The following is a 22975-nucleotide window of genomic DNA, read 5'->3' as shown; positions in this document are numbered from 1 at the left end:
TTTTCATTTGATTATACCGTATTTCCCACTAAGTAAAAACCTTTATTTCACCATCATACACATTACTTTTTTACATTTTTATATCGTTTACGACATTTTTCTCACGGTATAAAACTCTTTAAAATCATTTGATTATTAACACTTTTGACAACTAAAGTGTTAAAGAGTATTATCGTCTAATATTAAAGGAGTGTTTTATTTTATGTCTCATCTAGATAAACAAAAAATAGTTGATAGTGTGCCTCAAAAAGGGTTTTTTGGCCACCCTAAAGGACTTTTTACCCTGTTCTTCACAGAATTCTGGGAACGGTTCTCTTATTATGGAATGAGAGCGATTCTAGTTTTTTATATGTACTATGAGGTCTCTAAAGGAGGACTTGGACTACCTGAAAATACTGCCTTAGCGATTATGTCGATCTATGGTTCACTTGTTTACATGTCTGGGATCATTGGCGGATGGCTTGCTGATCGATTGTTTGGAACTTCTAAGGCCGTTTTTTATGGCGGTGTCCTCATTATGCTTGGACACATCGTTTTAGCTATTCCAGGAAGTGTCCCGATGTTTTTTGTGTCCATGGTTCTGATTGTACTTGGAACTGGTTTGTTAAAACCGAATGTATCAAGTGTTGTTGGTGATTTGTACAGCGAGACGGACAATCGTAGAGATGCAGGATTCAGTATTTTTTATATGGGGATTAATCTTGGTGGATTTCTTTCTCCATTTATTGTTGGAACAGTTGGAACTGAGGTAGATTTTCACCTTGGATTCGCTCTGGCAGCAATAGGTATGTTTATTGGCTTAATCACATTTCTTTTAACTCGCTCTAAGAACCTTGGTCTAGCCGGACAATTTCCTTCTAATCCGTTAAATGATGCAGAAAAAAAACGGACTGGCTTACTCTTCAGCATAGCAGCCATCATCATTGCTTTATTTGTAGGAACCGGCCTTTATTATGGTTACTTAACCTTTGACGTATTTGTTGGCATAATAGGTATATTAGGTTTTCTAATTCCGACAGTTTATTTTGTTGTCATGTACCGTAGCCCTAAGACAACACCTACTGAGAAATCAAGAGTTCTTGCATACATCCCACTATTTATAGCCTCGGTCATGTTCTGGGCCATTCAAGAACAGGGGTCAACCATTCTTGCGAATTATGCAGATAAACGAACGCAGCTAAGCTTTGCTGGAATCGAACTATCGCCCGCTTGGTTTCAATCCATGAACCCGTTGTTTATTATTATGTTAGCACCCGTGTTTGCATGGCTTTGGGTTAAGTTAGGAGCAAGACAACCTTCCATCCCTAAGAAATTTTCAATTGGTTTATTATTTGCCGGTTTATCTTTTCTTGTTATGCTTTTTCCAGCCTACCTTTCTGGTGGTAGTGGTTTAGTGAATCCTTTGTGGCTTGTTTTGAGTTACTTTATTGTTGTACTGGGTGAACTTTGCTTATCACCAGTTGGACTTTCGGCTACAACAAAACTAGCTCCAGCTGCATTTTCTGCACAAACAATGAGCTTATGGTTTTTATCTAACGCTGCTGGTCAGGCCATTAATGCGCAAGTTGTACAGTACTACAGTATTGAAAATGAAATCATGTATTTCGGTATCATTGGTGGGTCCGCTATTGCACTTGGAATCCTGCTTTACCTCTTCACACCATTTATCCGTAAGTTTATGCAAGGTGTAGACTAAACTAATCGAACAAAAAGCGCCATCCACTTAGGACGGCGCTTTTTTTAATGCCTTTAGTTTACTTTTTCTTTCTTCTTCTCTTGCTTACTTCTTAATTGACCGCAAGCTGCATCAATATCGGCACCCTGTTCTAGACGCACTCCACAGTTAATTCCTTTTTTCTTAAGTGTATCAAAGAATTCAGAAATGGCTTCAGGCGTACTACGTTGATAGTCACCATGCTCATCAACTGGATTATAAGGAATAAGGTTCACGTAAGACAGATGACGTTTATCCCCAATTAGCTCAGCTAACTGCAAAGCCTCTGCTTTGTGATCGTTAACGTCCCTAATAAGAATATATTCATACGTGACTCGACGATTTGTCTTCTCAAGATAGTAATCGATTGAATCCATTAATTTTTCAATTGGGAACGCTTTGTTAATCTTCATAATGCTCGTACGTAATTCATTGTTTGGAGCATGAAGAGAAACAGCAAGATTCACTTGTAGCTTTAGATCAGCAAATTCATAAATTTTATTTGCTAGCCCACTTGTTGATACCGTAATATGACGAGCACCAATAGCAAGTCCTTTGTGATCCTTAATCACTTCAAGAAAATCAACTGTGTTCTGGAAGTTATCAAACGGCTCTCCAATTCCCATTACAACGATATGGCTTACACGTTCTTCCTGGCCTCGATCGTCTAAATGAAGCTGTACATTCATGATCTGCTCTACAATTTCACCGCTTGTTAAATCACGGTTCTTTGTAAGCAATCCACTCGCACAAAAACTACAGCCGATATTACAGCCCACCTGCGTCGTTACACAAACAGATAATCCGTATTTATGTCTCATTAAAACCGTTTCGATTAAATTTCCATCTTGCAGACGGAATAGGAATTTAATCGTTCCATCTTTTGATTCTTGTCGAACATGTTCCGTTAATGTTTGAATGGAAAAGTTATCTTCTAACACTTGGATACACTCTTTATTGACGTTATTCATTTCTGAGAAATTTGTCACACGTTTTCTATATAACCAGTCCCACACTTGAGAAGCACGGAATTTCTTATGACCGTGTTCCATTAGCCAAGCTGCCAACTGTTCCATTGTTAATCCATATATGGATGGCTTATTCATTATATACCCTCATTTCAATTGATTCTCTCTATCGATAGTTTACTTAATTCCATGTTTTCACGCAAATATACTGTTTGTTTGATTATTAATAGCATCAACCATATATTATAGCACCTACTATAACAAAAAGCTAGCCACAGAATAAGATCATTCTACAGCTAGCTATGTTCTTACCTAGTATTCTCAAATGATGGATATGTAGCAAGACGAATACCTGATTCAAATGCTTCTAGATAAGGCATGTTTCGATTACGAGCAATCTCAATAACCTTTTCCCGATCATACGACACTCTTCGTAGCTGAACAGCTATGTTCTGATCATCGATATCAATAATCGCATAGCTTGCACGTGGATCTCCATCAAAAGAGAGACCGACACTGCCTGTATTGACGACTTTTCTCCTATTTGCTTGTCTAATAAACGCGTGATGTACATGGCCAAATAGAATGAGATCTGTCTGGTCAAACTCATGTAGAAGATGCATCTCTTCCGGAGCAGACCAAGGGTATGTGACCTGAACTAATGAATTCCATGCAGCATGGAAGCATTCAATATTTGTCTGATCTACAAGCAAATTTTCTTTTTCAGGTAATGTACCTAACCAATTTTGCTGTGCCTCCGATAAATAAGATAAATCATAATGGAAGGCTTGCAAAACCATATCCTGCTTTGCATTTGCTGGGGTCCATCCCGGTTTAGGAAATCGAGTGAACATATGGTCGTAGTTACCTTTTACCGCTACATCCAACTGTAGCCCTTGAAGAAGCTCTAGACACTCTCCTGGTTGAGGTCCTTTCATCACAGCATCACCAAGAAAAAAGATGGCATCCGGACTCATCTCTTTCATATCTTTAAGGACCTGTTCGAACGCTACTGCATTTCCATGGACGTCTGAAAAAGCGGCAATTCGCATATTACTTTGAACTCTGATGCGCTACAGTGTATGCCTGGAGTTCATTTGTTTGTGCAGCAGGTTTCTCAGAGCTTCCTTTGCTTTTATGAGCTTTTTGAAAAGCATCACTTTCTAGCCAATTTTCATAATCCTGTTTTGACTCCCATTTAGTAAAAACAACCTGCTTTCCATCTTCCTTTTCATTATCAAGGAATAGAAATTCAATACATCCTGGAACCTGACTCATATTATCTGCTGAACGAGAAAAACGTTCTGTTAACATCTCCTTGCGTTCGCTTGGTACGTGTAATTCATTCATCACTACATACATTTCATTCACCCTCTCTTTATCCTTCCTTCTACTATAACGAATTTACCGCAAAAAAGAAAAGTGATTATTCTTTATTGAATCATGTATAATGATTTGGTAGATTAACGCACGGAAGGACATGATGTTTATGCTAAAAAGAGGTCTGCTCTCAGGTCTTAGAACCACATGGACCTTAAGTAAAGTGATTTTTCCAATCACACTTTTTGTTACCATATTAGGCTACACACCCGTACTAGATTGGCTTGCTACATTTATAGCGCCATTAATGAATGTCATTGGCTTGTCTGGTGAAGCTGCCATTCCATTAGTGATCGGAAATGCGCTTAACTTATATGCCGGGATTGGAGCCATTCTTAGCTTGGATTTAACGGTGAAAGAAGTTTTTATACTCGCAATTATGCTTTCATTCTCTCACAACTTATTTATTGAATCAGCCGTCGCCGCAAAGGTTGGGTTGAGAATCTCAATTATTCTTGCAGTTAGAATAGGACTGGCCCTTGTTTCAGCATTTATTATTAATCTTGTTTGGCAAGGTGGGGGCGAACAAGCAGTATACGGATTTAGTTCAGGCTCAGAAGCAGCAGTTGTAGGAGCAGAATCTACTGGCTGGCTTTCTATTATTGGAGAAGGCGTTACGGCAGGTCTAATGGGTATCTTACAGCTCGCACTTATTGTGATTCCTCTTATGATGATTGTACAAATTATGCGCGAAAAAAATTGGCTAAAACTCATTGCTACTAGTCTTTCACCACTTACAAAATTAATTGGCGTCGAAAAAAACACGTCTATCACGCTCGCTTCAGGACTTTCAATTGGTCTCGCGTATGGAGCAGGTGTCATGATTGATGCGGTGAAAGAAGATAAGGTCAAAAAGAAAGATCTCTATATTGTCTTTATCTTCCTAGTAGCCTGTCATGCCGTTGTTGAAGACACATTGGTATTTTTAATATTAGGTATCCCAGTTTGGCCGCTACTTCTCATTAGGTTAGCCGCTGCGCTATTGCTTACCATTGTCATTTCACGTGTCTGGAATCAATATGATCGAAAACGGATGAAGCAACCAGATGAGTCGTATGTACATTAAATAAAAGGATGGAGAGATATCAAAATATCTCTCCATCCTTTTTATAGTTAAAAAGCTATAACAATCTTTCCAACTGCATGATGTGTTTCACTTAGTGCATGGGCATCATATATTCCTTCTCTGCTAAATGGAAATGTTGCTCCAACAATTGCCTTTAGTTTTTTCTGTTCTATAAGGTCAGCCATTTCTTGCAGCTGCTCTCCACTTGGCTCAAGCCAAATTCCTTTGGCTTTTATATCAAGTGATTTCGCGCGTTCCTGATTAGGCTCTCCTACAATAGAAATCAATCGACCTGTTCCTTTTTTTAATACGTGATAACTATCTTCTTCAACTTGACCTCCAATCGTATCAAACACAACGTCAACTTCTGACACGATCTCCTTAAAGTCTTCTTTTTTGTAATCTATAACCTGGTCTGCGCCTAGTGAATACAATAGTTCATGATTCTTCTCACTAGCCGTCGTTATGACATGCGCGCCGAAGTGTTTAGCCAGCTGGATGGCAAAAACACCAACTCCTCCTGCACCCGCATGAATGAGAATTGATTCTCCTTCTTTCAACTCACCATGAGTAAACAGCGCTTGCCAAGCTGTTAAACCAGCAAGAGGAACTGCTGCTGCCTCTTCAAATGAAGTGGAATCAGGAACACGTGCCAACAGGTGCTCATCTACAGCCGTATATTCAGCGTACGTGCCTTTTCTTGTTGTGTCGGGACGACTAAATACTCGGTCACCAACTTTCCATTTGGTTACGTCCGACCCAACCTCTGAGATAACTCCCGCTGCATCCCAGCCGAGTATGATCGGAAACTCCCAATCAAACATCCCTTTTAGATATCCTTCACGAAGCTTCCAGTCAATTGGATTAATTGATGTCGCTTCTAGCTTTACGATTACCTGATCTTTTCCCGGTTGAGGATTAGGTACTTCCTGTTCTTTTAACTCCTCTTTGTTTCCATATTGATTAATGACAACTGCTTTCATAAAGAACACTCCTTCTTTTTATCTGTTCTTTACTATTCCCTTTTTAAACAGAGTCAAGCCACATTTAGTTACTTGAACGATGTAAAATGATCAAAAAGTGATTAAATGGATATATGAAGAACCTCCACCTTTTTAAAAAAGGGTGAAGGTTCTTTTTAATCTTAATGATCTGCCGGTGTCTGCGCATTTTCTGCCACAGCGGCCTCTACGTAGTTTAAGTATCTACGTAGTTTCTGAGTTGTTTCTCTAGATATACTATTTTCCTGGAAGAGCTGTTGTGTCACTCTACGCATCTCTTCCATTACTTGATAATGAAGGTCCAATACTTGATGTTCAATGACCGGATCAACAGCATGATCAGATTCACTGATATGATGAAGAACGCGTTCATAAAGTGGTATTAAACTTAAGCATGCTGCATGATTTTGCTCTGACTTGAGTCCTTTCTGCAGATCACTAATGATCTGTGTATAGACTTTGGAGAGAATCTCTCGAATGACCTTGCCATCAGCCGTGCTTAAGTTATTATGCTTTGTACCTGGTACTACCCGCTGAGCTAATCGTTTCAAACGAATTGCAAACAGGGAGAACCATGTTTTATGACTAAGAACTTCATCAATCATTTGTAAGCGTAATTCGAGATAAGCAATAGCTGCATCCGAAAGTTGGTCGTTTGTCTTAAGTTCTTCAGCAAGAAGTCGATGCTCTGTTTGCATCGCATGAAAACGAACATGCTGTTCTTTTCTTTTTAAGCTAAAGTCCCAGCTTGACCCATTTCCAAAAAAGATATCTCCAGAAGCTTGCAGATATTCTCTCGTTAACCTACGATAAGCCACACGATTTTCAGAAGTCCTCAAATGTTGCAGATAGGTACGTCCCTCCTGCCAGGTTCTGTTTGCAGCTTGTTCAAAATCAAGTTGTTTTTGATCCATACTCTCTCCAGCAGTCTGCTTAGCCAATAATGGTAAAAAGACACTGGCAATGATTAATGTCAGAAGAATTGTGCCGGCCGCTAAAAAGATAATCAGATCACGCTCTGGAAAAGCAGACCCGTCACCAATAACATACGGAATAGAGAAAGCACCAGCTAACGTTACAGCTCCACGCACACCAGAAACCGTTAACGTAGTAATAGCACGAAATTTAGCTAGATCATTTTCCTTAAAAGTTAGTAGTGGTTTTATTTTTCTCCAAAATAGCGTTAGCCAAATAAAGCGAAGCGCTAATAACACGGCTGTAATGGCGAAAATATACCAGATTACATCCCAGTTACTGAAAGTTGGATCAGAAAAAATCACTCTGCTTGCATCAGGTACTTGCAGACCAAGCAAAACAAACACTAAACCATTTAAGATATACAGAATGACCGACCAGGTATTGTCCGATACCTTTTGGAGTTCGAGTGTTCGTGACTCTGAGCGCTCTCGTTCTACGGCATGAACAACACCTGCAGCAACAACTGCCAAAATACCGGAGAACCCTAGTTCCTCAGCTAATATGTAAATAACAAATGGCGTAATAATTTGTATTAACATATGAACGGTAATATCCTCAAGTCCAAAACGACGCAATAAAACTTTTATCCAAATAATTAATAGCGCCATTAGAGCTCCAGATACTAACCCACCTATCGCAATAAGCAAAAAGCTCCCAGCTGCTTGGTAGATTGAGAAAAAGCCTGTCACCGTTGCTGCAACTGCAAATTTAAAAGCAACAAGACCAGATGCATCATTCATCAAGCCTTCTCCTTCAAGAAGTCGCATAATTCCTTTAGGCATTCTCATTCGACTTGCAATGGAACCAACAGCTACAACATCCGTTGGCGATAAAATAGCCGCTAGTGCAAACGCCGCTGGCAATGGAATCGATGGAATAAGAAAATGAATAAATAATCCACCAACTACTACTGTCGCAAACACCAGCCCAAGCGCTAAAAGAAGAATTGGTCTTCTAAGCTTCCATAACTCATCTCGAGGGGTTACTTTTCCATCATTAAATAGCAAAGGTGCTATAAACAAAACAAAAAACAACTCTGGCTCAAGAGGAATATGAAGCCCCGATGGACTGATCGAGATGACTACTCCTATCGCAATTTGAACCAAAGGAAGAGGAACAAACGGAACAAATCTTTGAATGACATTAGATAACCCAATAATAAAGAACAACAATAAAACGATATACATGACATCCATGGTGTACCAACCCTTCACTCTATAAAAACAAACTACCGTCATTATGTAGTATGAAACAAAATCCATTTTATCATAAATAAGATTCTGGAAGACTAAATTGTGCTTAGACTTTTTTTAATCAAAAAAGAGTATGGTTCCTGTTTAGGAAACACATACTCCTTTGATCGTAGTAATCAAACTGTTACCAACTGACCTTGCTCTTGCTCCATCGCTTTTAAGGCAGCTTTATTTAGATAATTCCAAGGCTGGTTATAGTGAGGTTGGAAGAAGAAATCAACAAAAGCCAAATCTTCAATCGTCATGTTCTGCTGAATGCACGCAGATAATGTGTTCATAGCTTGTGTCAGATCAACCTTAGACATAATTTGAGCACCAACTAAACGCTTTGTTTCAGCTTCATATACAATTTTTAGCTTCACGTTCTCAGCCGTTGGCATAAACTCAGGGCGATATGATTCATCAATTGTGATTTTTTTCACATTCAATCCGAAAAAGAAAGCATTTGCTTCAGTGACTCCCGTTGAAGCCATATTAAGATCATAAAGCTTTAAACCTGATGTTCCTTGAGTCCCCCTGTATTTAACGTTTTGCTTCACAATATTATGCGCAACTAGCGTACCCATACGAACTGCATTTGTAGCGAGTGGAATATAGGCATGTGTCCGAGCCGGGTTGTATACACAGCGCAGCTATCTCCTGCTCCATAAATATCAGGATGACTTGTCTGCATGTAGTCATTCACAATTAACGCGCCATTTGGCAGCATATCTACTTTATGTTTTAAAAGATCTGTTTGCGGTTTAAATCCAACACAGAGTAGAACAAGATCAGCATCATACGTTGCTTGTGAGGTAACAACCCTCTTAACACGTCCTGCATCATCACCAACAAATAGCTCGACCGTCTCATTAAGTGCAAGTTGAACACCATGCTCGCTTAATTCCTGTTCAACAACCTCAGTAAATTCTTCGTCTAAATATTTATTTAACACACGATCTGATCCTTCAATAAACGTAACATGTTTACCATAGGCTTCAAAAGCTTCTACCAATTCTACACCAATATAACCAGCACCAATGACTGCAATATTGTTTGCTTCTGTTGCTTTTTCAATAATTTCTTTTGCCTGATGATAGTTCTTGGCAAGCTGAATATTTTGAAGACCAACACCTGGAATGGGTGGAACAATCGGTGAAGAGCCTGTAGCTAATACTAATTTATCAAAACGATCAATGATTTCGTCTCCGGTTTTTAAATTACGCACACGGATGGTTTTTGCTTCAGTATCTACATCCAGTACCTCATGTTCCATTTTCATTACGGCACCTAATTGTTCCAGCTTTTCAGGTGAAGAATAAAATAGATCATCCGCCTGTTTTACAACTCCACCAACATGAAGGGCAATTCCGCATGATAAGAAAGAGACATTATCGTTTCGTTCATATACGGTCACTTCTGCTTCTGGGTGAAGAGTTGCTATATTTGAAACGGCTGCTGTTCCAGCGTGGGTACATCCAATAACTATTACTTTCATGGTAATTCCTCCAATAGAATGTATTTGTGAAAATAATCACATATGATTGTTCAACACTTCACAAGAGTAGGTTACTTTCCTCTCCTGTGTCTCTATGAATACAGATTATCACATTGTGAAATATTGAGCAAGTTATTTTTAGAAAAAAGGAAGCTTTTTTACTTCCTTTTCTTTTACATGCATTATTATTCTTTAACAGACCCTAATACGATTCCTTTAACAAAATACTTTTGTAGAAATGGATAAACTAAAATGATTGGTAAAGCACCAATAAAAATTTGGGCGGAACGGACTGTTCTCTCGGACATTGCTTTCATTTCATCTGAATTAACATTCATTTGAGAATAATCGTTTTGTACGATGATTGTTTGTAGAAATGTAGATAATGGAAACTTAGATGCATCCGTTAAATAAATTAACCCATCAAACCACGAATTCCACTGTCCTACCATTGTAAATAGACCTACCGTTGCAAGTGCAGGTAATGAAATTGGCAGATAGATACTAAATAAGATTCTAAAGTGGCCCGCTCCATCAATTAGTGCCGCCTCTTCAAGTGACTTAGGAACTCCGGTCCGAAAAAAATTGAGAAGTAGAATAAGGTTAAATACATTAACAGCCCCTGGTAGTACTAATGCCCAAACTGTATTGATTAAACCAAGATTCTGAACAAGTATATAGGTAGGAATCAAACCTCCATTAAATAACATAATAAATACAAGAAAATAAATGTAAAACTTCCTTCCTTTGAACTCATGATCTTCTTTAGATAATGCATATGCTGCAAGAGTGATTGTTGCAAGACTTACAACTGTACCTAACACTGTCCTTGTTACGCCATTCCATAGTGCTCTTAAAAAGTTATCATTTCCAAGCGTTTGTTGCCATGCTGATACTGTAAAATCTATCGGTAGAAATCGTACCAAATTCGCATTAGCAGGTGCTGGTGCACTAAATGAAACAGCTAATATATGAATAAGAGGAATGATGCAAACCAGTCCTAATAAAGATAAAAAGATGATGTTGCAAATACTGAATATTCGATAGGCTGTACTAGTGTGGTTCATACTCATTCCTCCCTAAAAGATGCGATAATTGGCATATTTATAGGCTAAACGATAACCTATAACAATTAATATAAAAGCAATGACTGATTTGAATAGACCTACAGCTGTGGCATAACTAAAATTTCCTCCAAGTAATCCCTGACGATACACATACGTATCGATAATATCCCCCTTGTCATAAACAAGTGGATTATAAAGATTAAAGATCTGGTCAAATCCAGCATTTAAAATATTACCTAAAGCAAGTGTTGCAACTACTATTGTAATGGGCAAAAGAGCAGGCAACGTAATAAATAGAACCTGATGGAATCTGTTTGCTCCGTCAACAACAGCTGCTTCATATAGATTGGGATTAATGCCCGCAAGTGCAGCTAAAAAAATAATGGCTGAGAATCCGAAATCCTTCCATACGTCACTTGCAATTACGGTTACTCGAAACCAGTCTCCATCACCGAGAAAAAAGATCGATTTCATCCCAAAAAAGTTAAGTAACTGATTCACTAATCCACCATCAACACTTAAAAGATCTAGTAGGATTCCACCTAGAATCACCCAAGAAAGAAAATGTGGCAAGTAGACCAACGTTTGGATGGACCTCTTAAATGCCATAACTCGAACTTCATTTAAAAGCAATGCAAATATAATTGGAATGATTAATTGAAATACAATTTTAAAACTGGAAATGACAAGAGTATTCCATATAACTTGTCTGCCCTCACTAAATTCAAAAATTCTCTTAAATTGATCTACCCCTACCCACTCAGACCCACTAAAACCAAGCCAAGGTTTGTACTCTTGAAAAGCCATCACGATACCGCCTAGTGGTACGTAATTAAATACAAGAGCCAAAAGAATTGCCGGCATAACTAAAACATGTAATGGCCAATTTCGTTTTAGGTTCCAACTTTGTTTCTTTTTGATAGAAGGCTGTTTAGGAACAGACTGCTTTTCTTGATTAGTTACAGGGCCCACTAAATGATCACATTCCTTTCTTTCTTACCCACTTCTAAATTCTTGAGGCGTTTTGCTAAAATACTTCTTAAACACTTTAATAAAATAGGAAGAATCGCTATAGCCCAAAATGGTGGCAACTTGATTAATTTTTTTGTTTGTGTGAACTAATAAATGAACAGCGTTCTCCATCTTTAACCGATGTGTATAATCTGAGAAGTTCTCACCTGAAACATCTTTGTAAATTTTTGAGAGATACGCAGCGTGCACATTTAAATGGTCTGCTGCATCCTGAAGAGTGGGGTGCTTATCTAAATGTTGATATACAAATTGATGAACGCGATCAACTAGCAGCTCCGCAGCGGGTTTATTTGCTAAAATGAATTCTTGATTATCCGTATTCTCCATCAGTTCAAAAGTTTGTCTTAGCTGATCACTAAAAATAAATGGTTCGGTCAATTGTATGGAACAGCTCCCTTTTAATCTGAAAAATAACTCTTTTTTTAAATATGGAAGCTGATCATACCTTATTTTCTTTTCCCACTCTATTTGATCTTTGTTGCAAAAAAGTAACACCTTTATGCTTGATGACGACTCATTCATAATCATTTGAAAAGAAAAGTCAGAAAGGAACTCCGCAACAACTCCATTTATAAATGAAAAATCTTTCATTTCATTACTCTGAATGTTGAGCCACATGCATAAGTGATTTAGATTGATTGGAAGTTGATATTTGTTGATTTGTTGTTGAATAGTTTCCAGAGAATTAGTTGATTGAAGCCAACTCTTTAATAAAGTCTCACCCAGGAATACAGGGTTATGACTGAATTGAGCAACCAACTGATTCCTCTCAACTATTGCTTGACGTTCCTCTAGACTTGTTTTAATTGCAAACTGAACAGCATCCATTAAATCTTTATCTGAGCATGGTTTTAATAAATAATCTACGGCGTTGGCTCTTATAGCTTGCTTAGCATATGTGAAGTCCGCATGACCAGAAAGAAGCAAACCTTTTGTTTGGTATCCCCTAACTTCTATTTCCGATAAAAGCTCAACTCCTGTTTTTCCTGGCATACAGATATCTGTAACAACAACATGTACTTCTTTCTCTGTTTCCAGTACTTCTAGTGCTTCTCTAGCTGAATAAGCGAGCAGTACTTTTGAAATACATAATTGCTCCCATGGTAGAGCTCTTATCCCAAGTAGAGTTGCTTCTTCATCATCAACTAATAAAAGTGTATACAAATAAACGCATCCCCTTAATCTGACTTCCCCGTCTCCCAAATTAATTCCACACGAAGCCCGCCAAGTTTTGACTCTTCTATAGAGAGGCCCGAAGTTCCACCGTACCTTCCTTTTAAACGGTGATGAACATTTCTCATTCCGTAACTTCCCTCAAGCATTTCGTCTAATTCCAACTCATTCTTTAATACCTTACGTTCATGATCCATTAAACCTTTACCATTATCGTCTACAGCGACAAAATAGCCGTTTTTGAGTATTCCTCCAGTTATAGTAATGTGACCATTACCCTCAAGTTTCTCAATAGCATGTACAACCGCATTTTCAACAATAGGCTGTATAAGTAGCCTTGGTATGATCAAGTCTTCCATTTGTTTTGGAATAGAAATAGAGTAAGTCAGTGAACGTTTTCTTAAAGAATGAATGGCGAGAAACGTACTAATAAGATCCATCTCTTCCGACAGATGTGTATTTTCTTCTTCGACTTTTGTTCGATATCGAAAATATTGTCCAAGGTGCAAAGCCATCGCTTCGACTGCATCGGTTTGTTGTACTTTCGCCATATTCTTAATGTAAAACAAACAGTTATAGAGAAAATGTGGATTAATTTGGGCCTGTAAAAGCTTAAGAGATGCTTCTTGAGAACGAATCTTTTCTTCATACACTTGTTCAATTAATGTTTGAATCTGCACGGTCATCTCATTAAATCCACTCATAAGAGAGCTAAATTCATTTTGGATCCCGATCTCCATTCGAACAGAATAATCAGACCGCTTAATTCTTTTAATACCATCCTTTAATTGACGGATTGGAATATGAATATTCTTGTACAATAGCCATCCAGAAATAAAGCCAAGTAGCACCATTAGAGCAACGGACCCATATAAAAGGTGCCTACTCTTATAGACAGGAGAAAGAACTTCTTCCAATGGAACATAATCTACAAGTGTCCACCCTAATGCTTCTGATTGAACATAACTTACAAGGTGTTGCTTTCCATTATAAGTAAGCTGCAGTGTTCCACTATCACCTTTCATTTCTTCCTTCATATTACTATTTTCTGGTTTATACGTATGATTTCTTGAGGTTATTCTTCCGAATTGATTGTGAATCAAAAAAGCATCATTCAGATCTGCTGATTCTAATTCTGCTAGATGTTTCCTGATGCTATCCACATAAACCCTCGCCTCTATCACAACTTCGTTTCCTATTTGCTGATTATTAGTTGGGTACCTTACATGGCGCAAAAAATACTCGTTAGTCCATATCTCTCTTGAATTTTCTACATCTGAAATATATGACCATGACTCAGATAAATCATTGGGCTGACCTGGAAATGTAGCCATCGTCGTAATAACGCTTTCATTGTTAGGCATATAGATAGAAACATCCACTAATAACCTGCTCAACTGTTGGTATGTGAGTAATTTATTTGAGACTTTTTCTTTAAGAACCACTGCATCATAAGGACTATAGAGATCAATATTTCGTAGACTGCTAATGTCCGAGTCAATGCTTAGTGCCATCAAGAATTGAGAGATTTGCTCTAAGTCAGCGTCTAAGCGGTTGGCAGAGACTTCTAATCGATTTACGTTACGAGAATGAATTTCTTCTTTTATTACCTGTTCCGTCACATAATTTGAGTAACTATACAATATAAGTGTTGGAATCAATAATATTAGTAAGACAATAACTGCTTTCTTAAACAGAGTTAATTTATTCCTCATAATAGTCTCCCTTCCATACTCTATTTTAGCTTATTAGGGTATGAATGGGAGATTTTCTACTCACGGTTTTCTTCAACGGTTTCGTACCACTCATTCACTTCTTTTGTGATATCCTCACCACCAGAACTTTTCCATTTTTCCACAGTTGAATCAAATTCATCTAATGACAATTCTCCATAGATCATTTTGCTAAATGATTCTGAAAGCATTGTATCTAATGTGTCCTGTCTTGATAACATCGTAGGAGTAGGTGCGCCAGTAAACATACCTGGGATTTGCTTATATTCACCATCTACAACAATCTTAGCGCCTTCCCAAGCTTCCTCTGGATATTGTAAATACATTTTGTGTTCAAATGGTGTCTCAGGTTCGTCTCCTCTTGCAAAATCGGCCAATGTGTTAATATACAAGGATGGAATTCTAGCACCATCGAAGGTAAGTGTATATTTAACAGGATCTATGCGACCACCCGGTATCTCATCATCACGATATTTAACCTCGTCTCCTTCAAAAGAGTAATCATAGCCTTCTGCAAATCCATACTCAAACTCGCTTCCCACTTCTGGGTTCGCATAATTTTCGAATAAATAATTCTGATAAACAAAAAAAGCTTGTATTTCTTCCTCCGTAGCATTTTCGTTGATCATGACAGATCCATTTTGAGATGTTATACCAGTAGATCGTCCAGAAAAACCATTAGGACCTGTTGGAATTTCATAGGCCTTGAATTCTGCACCATCCACGTTATCGAGCAATTCACTTAGTGGCCAATCTGGCATCCAATGTGGGCCAGCTATAATCCCCGCTCTACCAGAAGTGAATAGTTCTCCAGCTTTCCCTTCGTCCCATAGTCCAGACTCTGGATGAATATATCCTTCTTCCATCCAATTTCTCATTGTTTCTAATCCTTCTTTCACTTCTGGTTGAATTGATCCATGTTCAAGCATCCCATTATCTGCAAGATTCCACTGATCAGGCATTGCTCCATAAGCACCAAACACCCAATCTGCCGTTGACATCCACGTATTCAGAGCATTAGCAAAACCAACTGCCAAACCATAAGTTGTTTCTCCAGTTCCAGTAGGATCTTCATTTACAAATGCGTCCATAATTCCCTCTACATCGTCCATTGTTTCTGGCCCATCCAGATTAAGTTTATCTAACCAATCTTGTCTAATAAATAAAACAGTGTCACCATTCATTTCATAATCTAAGATAGGTATAGCGTAGCGGCCATCTTCCCTTGTATAAGAATCCCATGCATGTGGATCAGCCTCCATTGCATCTTTCCAAGTTTGTGACGCATATTTTTCGAAGATCTCTCCAACCTCTTTGACTCTGCCAGAATCGATTAAGTCCTGAGTAATCTCACTTCTTAAAGCTAATATGGATGGTAGTTCTTCATTTGCTGACATACTAAGCTGTAATTTTGTATCAAACGTATCCTCTGGTCCACTTGTCGTCCACATGTAGTTAAGGTCAATATTAAAGGTATCTTTAACCCACTTTGTATGAACATTATCTTCAATCGTTTCTCCATCTCGGAAAAAAATATCTCCCGACACATGTTTGATTAAATCTAACGTAACAGGTTCTTCGAATTTCTCCGGTAGTTCAGAAGCAGATTCAACTGGTTCCAACTTACTCTCTTTGTTGGCCGCCTCATTATTGCTACATGCGGCAATAGCCAGGACACTTGCTAACATAGATACCTTAAGTAATTTATTCATCTATATCCCCCTTTTTTGTAAGCCCTTACATTTATATCGTACTTTGTTTTCATACAATCGAAAACATGATAATTTTAAGGTTGATGGTAATGTTTTAATCTTAAAGTAATCTTCATAAAAAAAGACTTGAGACATTTCTGTCTCAAATCTATAGTCATTCATTTTATTCTTTTTCATTTACATCAAATTGCTGAACAAGGTTTTGTAACTCTTCTGCTAATCCAGTTAGTGTTGTAACCGATGCGGATATTTCTTGCATGGAGGCTAACTGCTCTTCCGTTGAAGCTGATACATTCTCCGTGCTAGCTGAAGTCGTTTCAGAAATAGCTAGGATCTCATTGAAGGTGCGTACGAATTGATCAGTCCCTGAAGCCATTGATTTAGTCTGATTTGAAACTTCACTTACTTCATCAGCCACTTCATCAATGAATTTTTTCATCTCAGTGAACGATTTTCCAGCGATATTTACAACTTCAATACCCTTCTCAACTTGACTCGTACTTTCACCCATTTTCTTCACCGTTTTGGACGTCTCAGATTGTATGGATTGAATTATGTCACTGATGATTTGAGTAGATTCAGCTGATTGTTCAGCTAAGTTACGAACTTGCTCTGCGACAACAGCAAATCCTTTTCCTTGTTCACCTGCACGTGCTGCTTCAATTGCTGCATTTAGTGCAAGAAGATTCGTTTGTTCTGCAATACTCTTAATGACATCAACAACCTTGCTGATTTCATTCGAACGATTTCCAAGTCCTTCAACACTGCTTGAGAGTTCAAGTACCGTTCCTTTAATTTGTGTCATTTGCTCAATGCTGGTTTGTATTGCATCGTTTCCTTTGTCTACAACCTTTGATGCATTAGATGTCGTGTGTTGTACTTGTTCGGAGCGACTTGCAACCGTATGAACAGACTTAGACATCTCTTGAGAGACACGACTCCCTTGATGAATGCTCTCCATCTGTGAATCCACACCTGTTGCCATCTCTTGCATTTCGTTAGATATTTGCTCTGTTGCTCTTGTATTCTCTTCTGTACTTGCAGCAAGCTGTTCAGATGACGCCGCTAGATGCTGAGCCTTATCTTGAACATTTGAAACCATTGATGATAACGAGTACCTCATTTTTTCAAAGGCTTTGCTCAATCGTCCGATTTCATCATTACGAGTAGGGTTTACATAGAACTCTGTTCCAAGTTCTCCCTGACTCATTCGTTCTGCTGCATTCGTTAATCGGTAAATTGGACCAATAATCGAACGTAACAAGAAGAAAATAAGAACCGCTCCACTAATAATAGATACGGCCATCACAATCACCGTTGTATTAAAGATTGGTGCCATGGTCTCTTGGCTTTCTTCTTTATACATTGCAGCAACCATCTTCCAGCCTGTCTCTTCATTTGTTAAATAGTTAAGCGTTTGCTCACGGCCCTCATATGTATAGTCAATTTGACCGCTTACAGAATCCTGAAATTTAAGAAACGCTTCATCTGCTTCTTCTCCTAACTCTTCAGTCGGATGCGAGATGTACATATTGTTTTGATCTAGCAAGAAGATATAGCCCTCTTTACCTACAGAGATCTCATTTAACATTTCTGTAATAACACTAAGTTTAAGATTAAGCGCTGCCACTCCAAGCTGATCCGCTGTCATACGTGCAACCGTCGTAACAGGTTCATTTGAAGAAGCTGAGATATAAGGAGGAGTAATAATAACCTCTCCACCAGCATCCATAGCTGTTTGATACCAAGGTCGTTCACGAGGATCATAATCAGGCGGATTTTGGAAGGAAGTTGGTGAATTCATAAAATTCCCTTCCTCTGTTCCAACAAAAGTCTGTTCTACATCCCCTTTTGTATTTTGAAACGTATCTAGTAATATACGTTGCTCAGGCGTTTCCTCTTCAAGAAAACCATTCTCCACAACACTTGCATCCGCAATATAAGAAATATTTTCTTCTTGCGTATTAATAAAGTTACCAATTGTATTATCAATAATAAGTAAACTTTCTTTTGTTGATTCGATCATTTGCTGATTAACATTCGTACTTGCACTATAATAAGAACTTAGACCAATAATAAGACTCGGCAAAAGTAAAACAATGCTAAAAGCCATAATTAATTTAGTTCTTAGTGACATAAACGTTCCTTTGGACTGCTTTTCTTTTTTACTCATATAATTCCGTTCCCTGCCCTACTTGTTTTATTTCGCAACATCCATTACTTTGTTTGAATCCCCGGGATAAAACCTCTGTATATTGCAACAATCTTAATATCGTCTAATCCACATTATTCTTTAATAAGAATTAAAGATTCTATTGATTTATGTCAGTTAAAATGAGAAAAACACATACCAGTTATACGTGGTATGCGCCTTAAGAATCGTACTTCACTATTATTTTTCCTACTAATCGCTGTAGCATCATTTAAATTTTAAAACTCCATCTATTTCATTGTATTTCCTAACATGTTCTTTAGGGTAAGTAGCCCTGTTTCTAATTCATTCGTATCCTTTGGAGAAGATATGGAGAGACGAATAAACTGAGCTTCTGAATGTTTTTTTGTTAGGAATCGATCAGAATGATAGATTTGAATTCCTTGCTCTAAAGCACGGGCCTCAATATTAACTGCAGCTTTTAAAGGAATTGGAAGCCAGCGAAAAAAGCTTAACTTTAGCTCATTTGCTGGTATATTAAAATATTTTGTATAGATCTTATTTCTTTCTTGAATCAACTGTTTTTTCCGTAAGACAATTTGCTCGGCTACACCGTTATTAATTAGTTCTGTTATCACTTCTGCATTAAATGAAGATGTCTTCACGTTTAAGTTAAAAATTCCATTTTGGATCTTATCTATAAATTGATTAGAATAGGCAACATAACCAATTCTCAACCCAGAATTAATTGATTTGGATGTACTTATTCCATAGACAAAATGATTAGGAACAAAATGAGAAATAGGAAGAAGATTCTCCTCTCCTAAAAATGAAAAAATATCGTCTTCTATTAATGTCAGCCGATGAGTATTAATGATCTTCGCAAGCTCTTTCCTACGTTGCATATCCATCGTAACCGCCGTAGGGTTTTGACATGTAGGGATTAAATAAACGCCTTGTACTAGATTACATACTGCCTCTAACTCAGCTGGAATCATACCTGTCTCATCAGACTTTACTGGAACCAACTGAATATGAAGAAGGTTAGCTAACTCAATAAAGTTTGGATAGGTATATACATCAACAGCCAATTTATCTCCAGGATTAAACATGGTAGTTAACGCCAAAGCTAATGTATTCTGTCCTCCCGAGGTAATGGAGATGTTATCAACACTCATATCTAGATTAGCTTTTTCTATCCATTTTTTTGCAGCCATCAGATGATAGGGCATTCCTAGTGGGTAACTATAATTGAGTAAACTTTCCAGGTAATCTTTATTTACGATATTCTTTACCGTATCAGAGACCATCTTATTTGTTTCATCTATTGGGTGAATAATACCCATTTCAATGATGTTTTGATACTCTTTACTATAAATTGCATTTCGTACGCTTGGCGCTACATACGTTCCACTTCCAGTAATCGCATAGATTAACCCCTTTACTTCACACAGCTTAAAAGCTCTTGTCATTGTACTCAGGTTAATATCTAGATAATCCGCCAGCTCTCTTTGAGGAGGTAGCTTTGTATGTGGGAGTAAAAAGCCATTAATAATGTCGTATTCCAACATACTTGCAATTGAACGATACAAAGGAGAAGAAAGTTTAGATTTCTCTGGTTTCCAGGTTAACAAATAGTCATCAAATGAATTAACGGGCATTTAGAAGGTCCCCTCACATATTGTCTTGCATACAATTATAACATTGAAACCATACAATAATACTGCTAATGTAAAGAACATATTCTAAGAGTTGTTAAGAAATTGAACGCGAAGGGACTATCGTTATGGAACTACAAAAAACAGATGTACTTTTAAATGAAAACGATACGTATCTTCAAGGCTTTAAAGATTGTGTACCTACTTTATTTGGTTACATGAGTGTTGGCTTTGCCTTTGGTATCGTTGGCACGGCCTCTAATCTAAGCGTATGGGAAATTGCCTGCTTATCCATTTTGGTATACGCAGGGTCTGCACAATTTATAATCTGTGCATTAATGGTTGCGCAGGCTCCTATCGCCGCTATTATTCTGACTACATTTGTCGTAAACCTGAGACATCTTTTGCTTTGCCTTACAATCGCTCCTTATTTCAAGCAATATTCTTTATTAAAAAATATAGGTATTGGGGCGCTTGTGACAGATGAAACCTTTGGAGTAGCTACTACAAAAGCTTCTAAACAGCTTTATTTACATGATAAATGGATGAATGGTTTAAATATCACTGCATACCTTTGTTGGATTGCCGTAACTATTCTTGGGGCAGTGTTGGGTCAATGGATTTCTAACCCTGAGGCATTAGGGTTAGATTATGCGCTTGCAGCGATGTTTGTAGCCTTACTTATCTTACAATTAGAGAACGTATTACAATCAAAAATAAAACATTACCTATTAGTAATGACCTACGTCATACTTTTGATGGTTGGCCTTAGTATGATAATGCCTTCACATATCGCTGTGCTGTTATCTACAGTGATTGCTGCAACGATTGGGGTGGTAACAGATAAATGATGAGTTCCTACATGTTTTGGATCTTAATAGGTTGTGCTCTCGTCACAATCATTCCAAGAATTCTTCCATTCATTTTTGTTAGAAAACTAGAACTGCCAGAGTCCTTCCTAAAATGGCTTTCGTATATCCCGATTTGTATTCTAACCGCCTTAGTTATGGATGAATTATTAATGGAAAGTGAACACGGATCTATTCGTTTAGACTTTACCGCGTTCTTTGCAGGCATCCCCACTCTGTTTGTTGCGATCTGGACTAAAAGCTTATCCTATACAGTGATAACTGGGGTCGTGGCTATGGCGTTGATTCGTATATTTTTTTGAATAGATAAAGGAAAACCAACATTCTCACTAAGAGAACGTTGGTTTTTTTGTTGAGGTATATACTTAGCCAGGATAATAAATCGTCATATTAAACCTTGTTAAAAGGTCTCCATTATTAGCATATGTGTGTGGTCGATCAGCTTTATACCTAATAGAATCCCCGCTTTTTAATGTATACTTGCTCTCCCCTACAATAACGGTCAGTTCTCCCTCAAAAACAGTGATGTATTCCTCCGTTCCACTTTTATGGGGAGTTGACTCACGTATTGCTTCTTTTTCCATTTCAATTGTAAATATTTCAAATCTCCGATCATCTTGAAATGGGAAGTAAGGATATGCTTTAAAACGTCCATTGGCTTCTGATATTAGTTGAACATCTTCTTTTAAAATCACTTTACTATCAGGCTGCGGATTATGAACTAATGAGGTAAAGGAAACTTTTAAACCATTAGCTATTTTCCATATTGTCGTCAGAGTAGGACTTGAGTCTCCTCTCTCTATTTGACCAATCATTGTTTTACTAACGCCACTTAATTGAGACAATTTTTCGAGACTTAATTTTTCCTTTTCTCTCATTGCCTTTAAATTCTTCGCAAGAATCTGATGAATTTCCTCCATTTGCACATACCTTCCCCTATATACAATATATAGACCGTTATGTATAATAAAAAGCACAGCGTTATATAGTTCATTTTGGTCATTATAACACACGATTCAATGGGAGGCTTCTATGTATATCCTTTCTTTTTTAGTCTTTGTCTTTGTAACAAGTTTCACTCCAGGGCCAAATACCATTACGGCAATGGCATTGGCTACAAATTACGGCTTAAAAAAGACAGCCAGATTTAGTTTAGGTGTAGGACTTGGCTTTTTTCTACTTACATTATTAAGTAGTTTCTTTAATAGGACCCTTATAAAGTATCTACCTATCGTTGAAATGCCGTTAGCCATCTTAGGAGTAGGATATATGTTGTACTTAGCCTATAAAATACTCACAAGCAAAGCAAGTAATGAAAAAATGAAAAAGACAAAAAGTTTCTTCACGATCGGAATCCTATTACAATTTGTGAATCCAAAAGGGATATTATTTAGCATCACTGTCGTAACAACCTTTATCCTCCCTTACTATGAAACAGCAATTAACTACTTACTTTTCTCTATGTTTTTAGGATTTGTTGGTTTAGTAAGCACGTTTACATGGAGCCTGTTTGGAACAATACTCCAAAAGTATTTGGTTCAATATAGAAAACCTTTTAATATTATTATGAGTTTATTGTTAGTTTATAGTGCTTTGTCTATTGTTCTTGCTTAAGCTCTAGCATAATTTCTGTCTGCTCATTTACAAATCTCTTTCTTTACTGATTTCTAGCCTTCACTACTGATATATCTATTCTCTTTACTGATTTTTATCTCTCATTACTGATATCTAACTTTCTTTAC

The 22975-nt window shown here is 37.6% G+C and carries 18 protein-coding genes and 1 pseudogene; 5 read left to right on the top strand and 14 right to left on the bottom strand.

Annotated elements, in window-relative coordinates:
• Positions 1-202 precede the first annotated feature (202 nt).
• Complete coding sequence (locus J2S05_RS02620) at positions 203-1696, top strand: peptide MFS transporter (RefSeq protein WP_306979619.1); 1494 nt, start codon at positions 203-205, stop codon at positions 1694-1696.
• Positions 1697-1749: 53 nt separating this feature from the next.
• Here the strand turns inward: J2S05_RS02620 and rlmN are convergent, their stop codons facing one another.
• The 3 genes from rlmN to J2S05_RS02605 form a co-directional block, all read right to left on the bottom strand.
• Positions 1750-2820, bottom strand: a complete 1071-nt coding sequence (gene rlmN / locus J2S05_RS02615; protein WP_306979616.1) for a dual-specificity RNA methyltransferase RlmN — start codon at positions 2818-2820, stop codon at positions 1750-1752.
• A gap of 170 nt (positions 2821-2990) precedes the next feature.
• Positions 2991-3734, bottom strand: a complete 744-nt coding sequence (locus J2S05_RS02610; protein WP_306979614.1) for a metallophosphoesterase family protein — start codon at positions 3732-3734, stop codon at positions 2991-2993.
• Position 3735: 1 nt separating this feature from the next.
• Positions 3736-4044: an antibiotic biosynthesis monooxygenase family protein gene (locus J2S05_RS02605; RefSeq protein ID WP_306981071.1), complete on the bottom strand. Its 309-nt coding sequence runs from the start codon at positions 4042-4044 to the stop codon at positions 3736-3738.
• A gap of 121 nt (positions 4045-4165) precedes the next feature.
• On the opposite strand from J2S05_RS02605, the gene J2S05_RS02600 reads away from it, so the two are divergent.
• Positions 4166-5128, top strand: a complete 963-nt coding sequence (locus J2S05_RS02600; protein ID WP_306979612.1) for a nucleoside recognition domain-containing protein — start codon at positions 4166-4168, stop codon at positions 5126-5128.
• A gap of 47 nt (positions 5129-5175) precedes the next feature.
• On the opposite strand, the gene J2S05_RS02595 is transcribed toward J2S05_RS02600, so the two are convergent.
• The 10 genes and pseudogenes from J2S05_RS02595 to J2S05_RS02550 form a co-directional block, all read right to left on the bottom strand.
• Entirely contained in the window at positions 5176-6111 is a 936-nt protein-coding gene (locus J2S05_RS02595) for an NADP-dependent oxidoreductase (protein WP_306979610.1), read from the bottom strand.
• Positions 6112-6272: 161 nt separating this feature from the next.
• Positions 6273-8303: a Na+/H+ antiporter gene (locus J2S05_RS02590; RefSeq protein ID WP_306979608.1), complete on the bottom strand. Its 2031-nt coding sequence runs from the start codon at positions 8301-8303 to the stop codon at positions 6273-6275.
• 173 nt (positions 8304-8476) lie between these two features.
• Positions 8477-9837: pseudogene (locus J2S05_RS02585) on the bottom strand (FAD-dependent oxidoreductase).
• 185 nt (positions 9838-10022) lie between these two features.
• Positions 10023-10904 (bottom strand): carbohydrate ABC transporter permease, encoded by an 882-nt coding sequence (locus J2S05_RS02580; RefSeq protein WP_306979606.1) that lies wholly within the window; start codon positions 10902-10904, stop codon positions 10023-10025.
• Positions 10905-10916: 12 nt separating this feature from the next.
• Positions 10917-11876 carry an ABC transporter permease gene (locus J2S05_RS02575; RefSeq protein WP_370873598.1) on the bottom strand — a complete coding sequence of 320 codons (960 nt, stop codon included), beginning with the start codon at positions 11874-11876 and terminating at the stop codon, positions 10917-10919.
• A 24-nt stretch (positions 11877-11900) separates the two neighbouring features.
• Entirely contained in the window at positions 11901-13100 is a 1200-nt protein-coding gene (locus tag J2S05_RS02570; RefSeq protein ID WP_306979604.1) for a response regulator transcription factor, read from the bottom strand.
• 14 nt (positions 13101-13114) lie between these two features.
• Positions 13115-14824, bottom strand: coding sequence for a sensor histidine kinase (locus J2S05_RS02565; protein WP_306979602.1), 1710 nt, complete (start codon positions 14822-14824; stop codon positions 13115-13117).
• 56 nt (positions 14825-14880) lie between these two features.
• Positions 14881-16554 carry a type 2 periplasmic-binding domain-containing protein gene (locus J2S05_RS02560; RefSeq protein ID WP_306979599.1) on the bottom strand — a complete coding sequence of 558 codons (1674 nt, stop codon included), beginning with the start codon at positions 16552-16554 and terminating at the stop codon, positions 14881-14883.
• A gap of 163 nt (positions 16555-16717) precedes the next feature.
• Positions 16718-18727 carry a methyl-accepting chemotaxis protein gene (locus J2S05_RS02555; RefSeq protein WP_306979598.1) on the bottom strand — a complete coding sequence of 670 codons (2010 nt, stop codon included), beginning with the start codon at positions 18725-18727 and terminating at the stop codon, positions 16718-16720.
• Positions 18728-18996: 269 nt separating this feature from the next.
• Positions 18997-20367 carry an aminotransferase-like domain-containing protein gene (locus tag J2S05_RS02550; protein WP_306979596.1) on the bottom strand — a complete coding sequence of 457 codons (1371 nt, stop codon included), beginning with the start codon at positions 20365-20367 and terminating at the stop codon, positions 18997-18999.
• Between the two features lie 125 nt (positions 20368-20492).
• Here J2S05_RS02550 and J2S05_RS02545 point away from each other — a divergent pair, with 125 nt between their 5' ends.
• On the top strand, positions 20493-21215 hold the full coding sequence (locus tag J2S05_RS02545) for an AzlC family ABC transporter permease (protein ID WP_306979594.1): 723 nt from the start codon (positions 20493-20495) through the stop codon (positions 21213-21215).
• Positions 21212-21535 carry an AzlD domain-containing protein gene (locus tag J2S05_RS02540; RefSeq protein WP_306979593.1) on the top strand — a complete coding sequence of 108 codons (324 nt, stop codon included), beginning with the start codon at positions 21212-21214 and terminating at the stop codon, positions 21533-21535. Before J2S05_RS02545 ends, J2S05_RS02540 begins: the two co-directional genes overlap by 4 nt.
• Before the next feature lie 63 nt (positions 21536-21598).
• Here J2S05_RS02540 and J2S05_RS02535 read toward each other — a convergent pair whose 3' ends face one another.
• On the bottom strand, positions 21599-22210 hold the full coding sequence (locus J2S05_RS02535) for a helix-turn-helix domain-containing protein (RefSeq protein ID WP_306981068.1): 612 nt from the start codon (positions 22208-22210) through the stop codon (positions 21599-21601).
• A 55-nt stretch (positions 22211-22265) separates the two neighbouring features.
• On the opposite strand from J2S05_RS02535, the gene J2S05_RS02530 reads away from it, so the two are divergent.
• Positions 22266-22847, top strand: a complete 582-nt coding sequence (locus J2S05_RS02530; protein ID WP_306979589.1) for a LysE family translocator — start codon at positions 22266-22268, stop codon at positions 22845-22847.
• Positions 22848-22975: the final 128 nt, after the last annotated feature.

It is taken from the genome of Alkalicoccobacillus murimartini, assembly GCF_030813245.1.
Taxonomy (GTDB): domain Bacteria; phylum Bacillota; class Bacilli; order Bacillales; family Bacillaceae_D; genus Alkalicoccobacillus; species Alkalicoccobacillus murimartini.
This window is presented reverse-complemented; position numbering and strand designations above follow the sequence as displayed.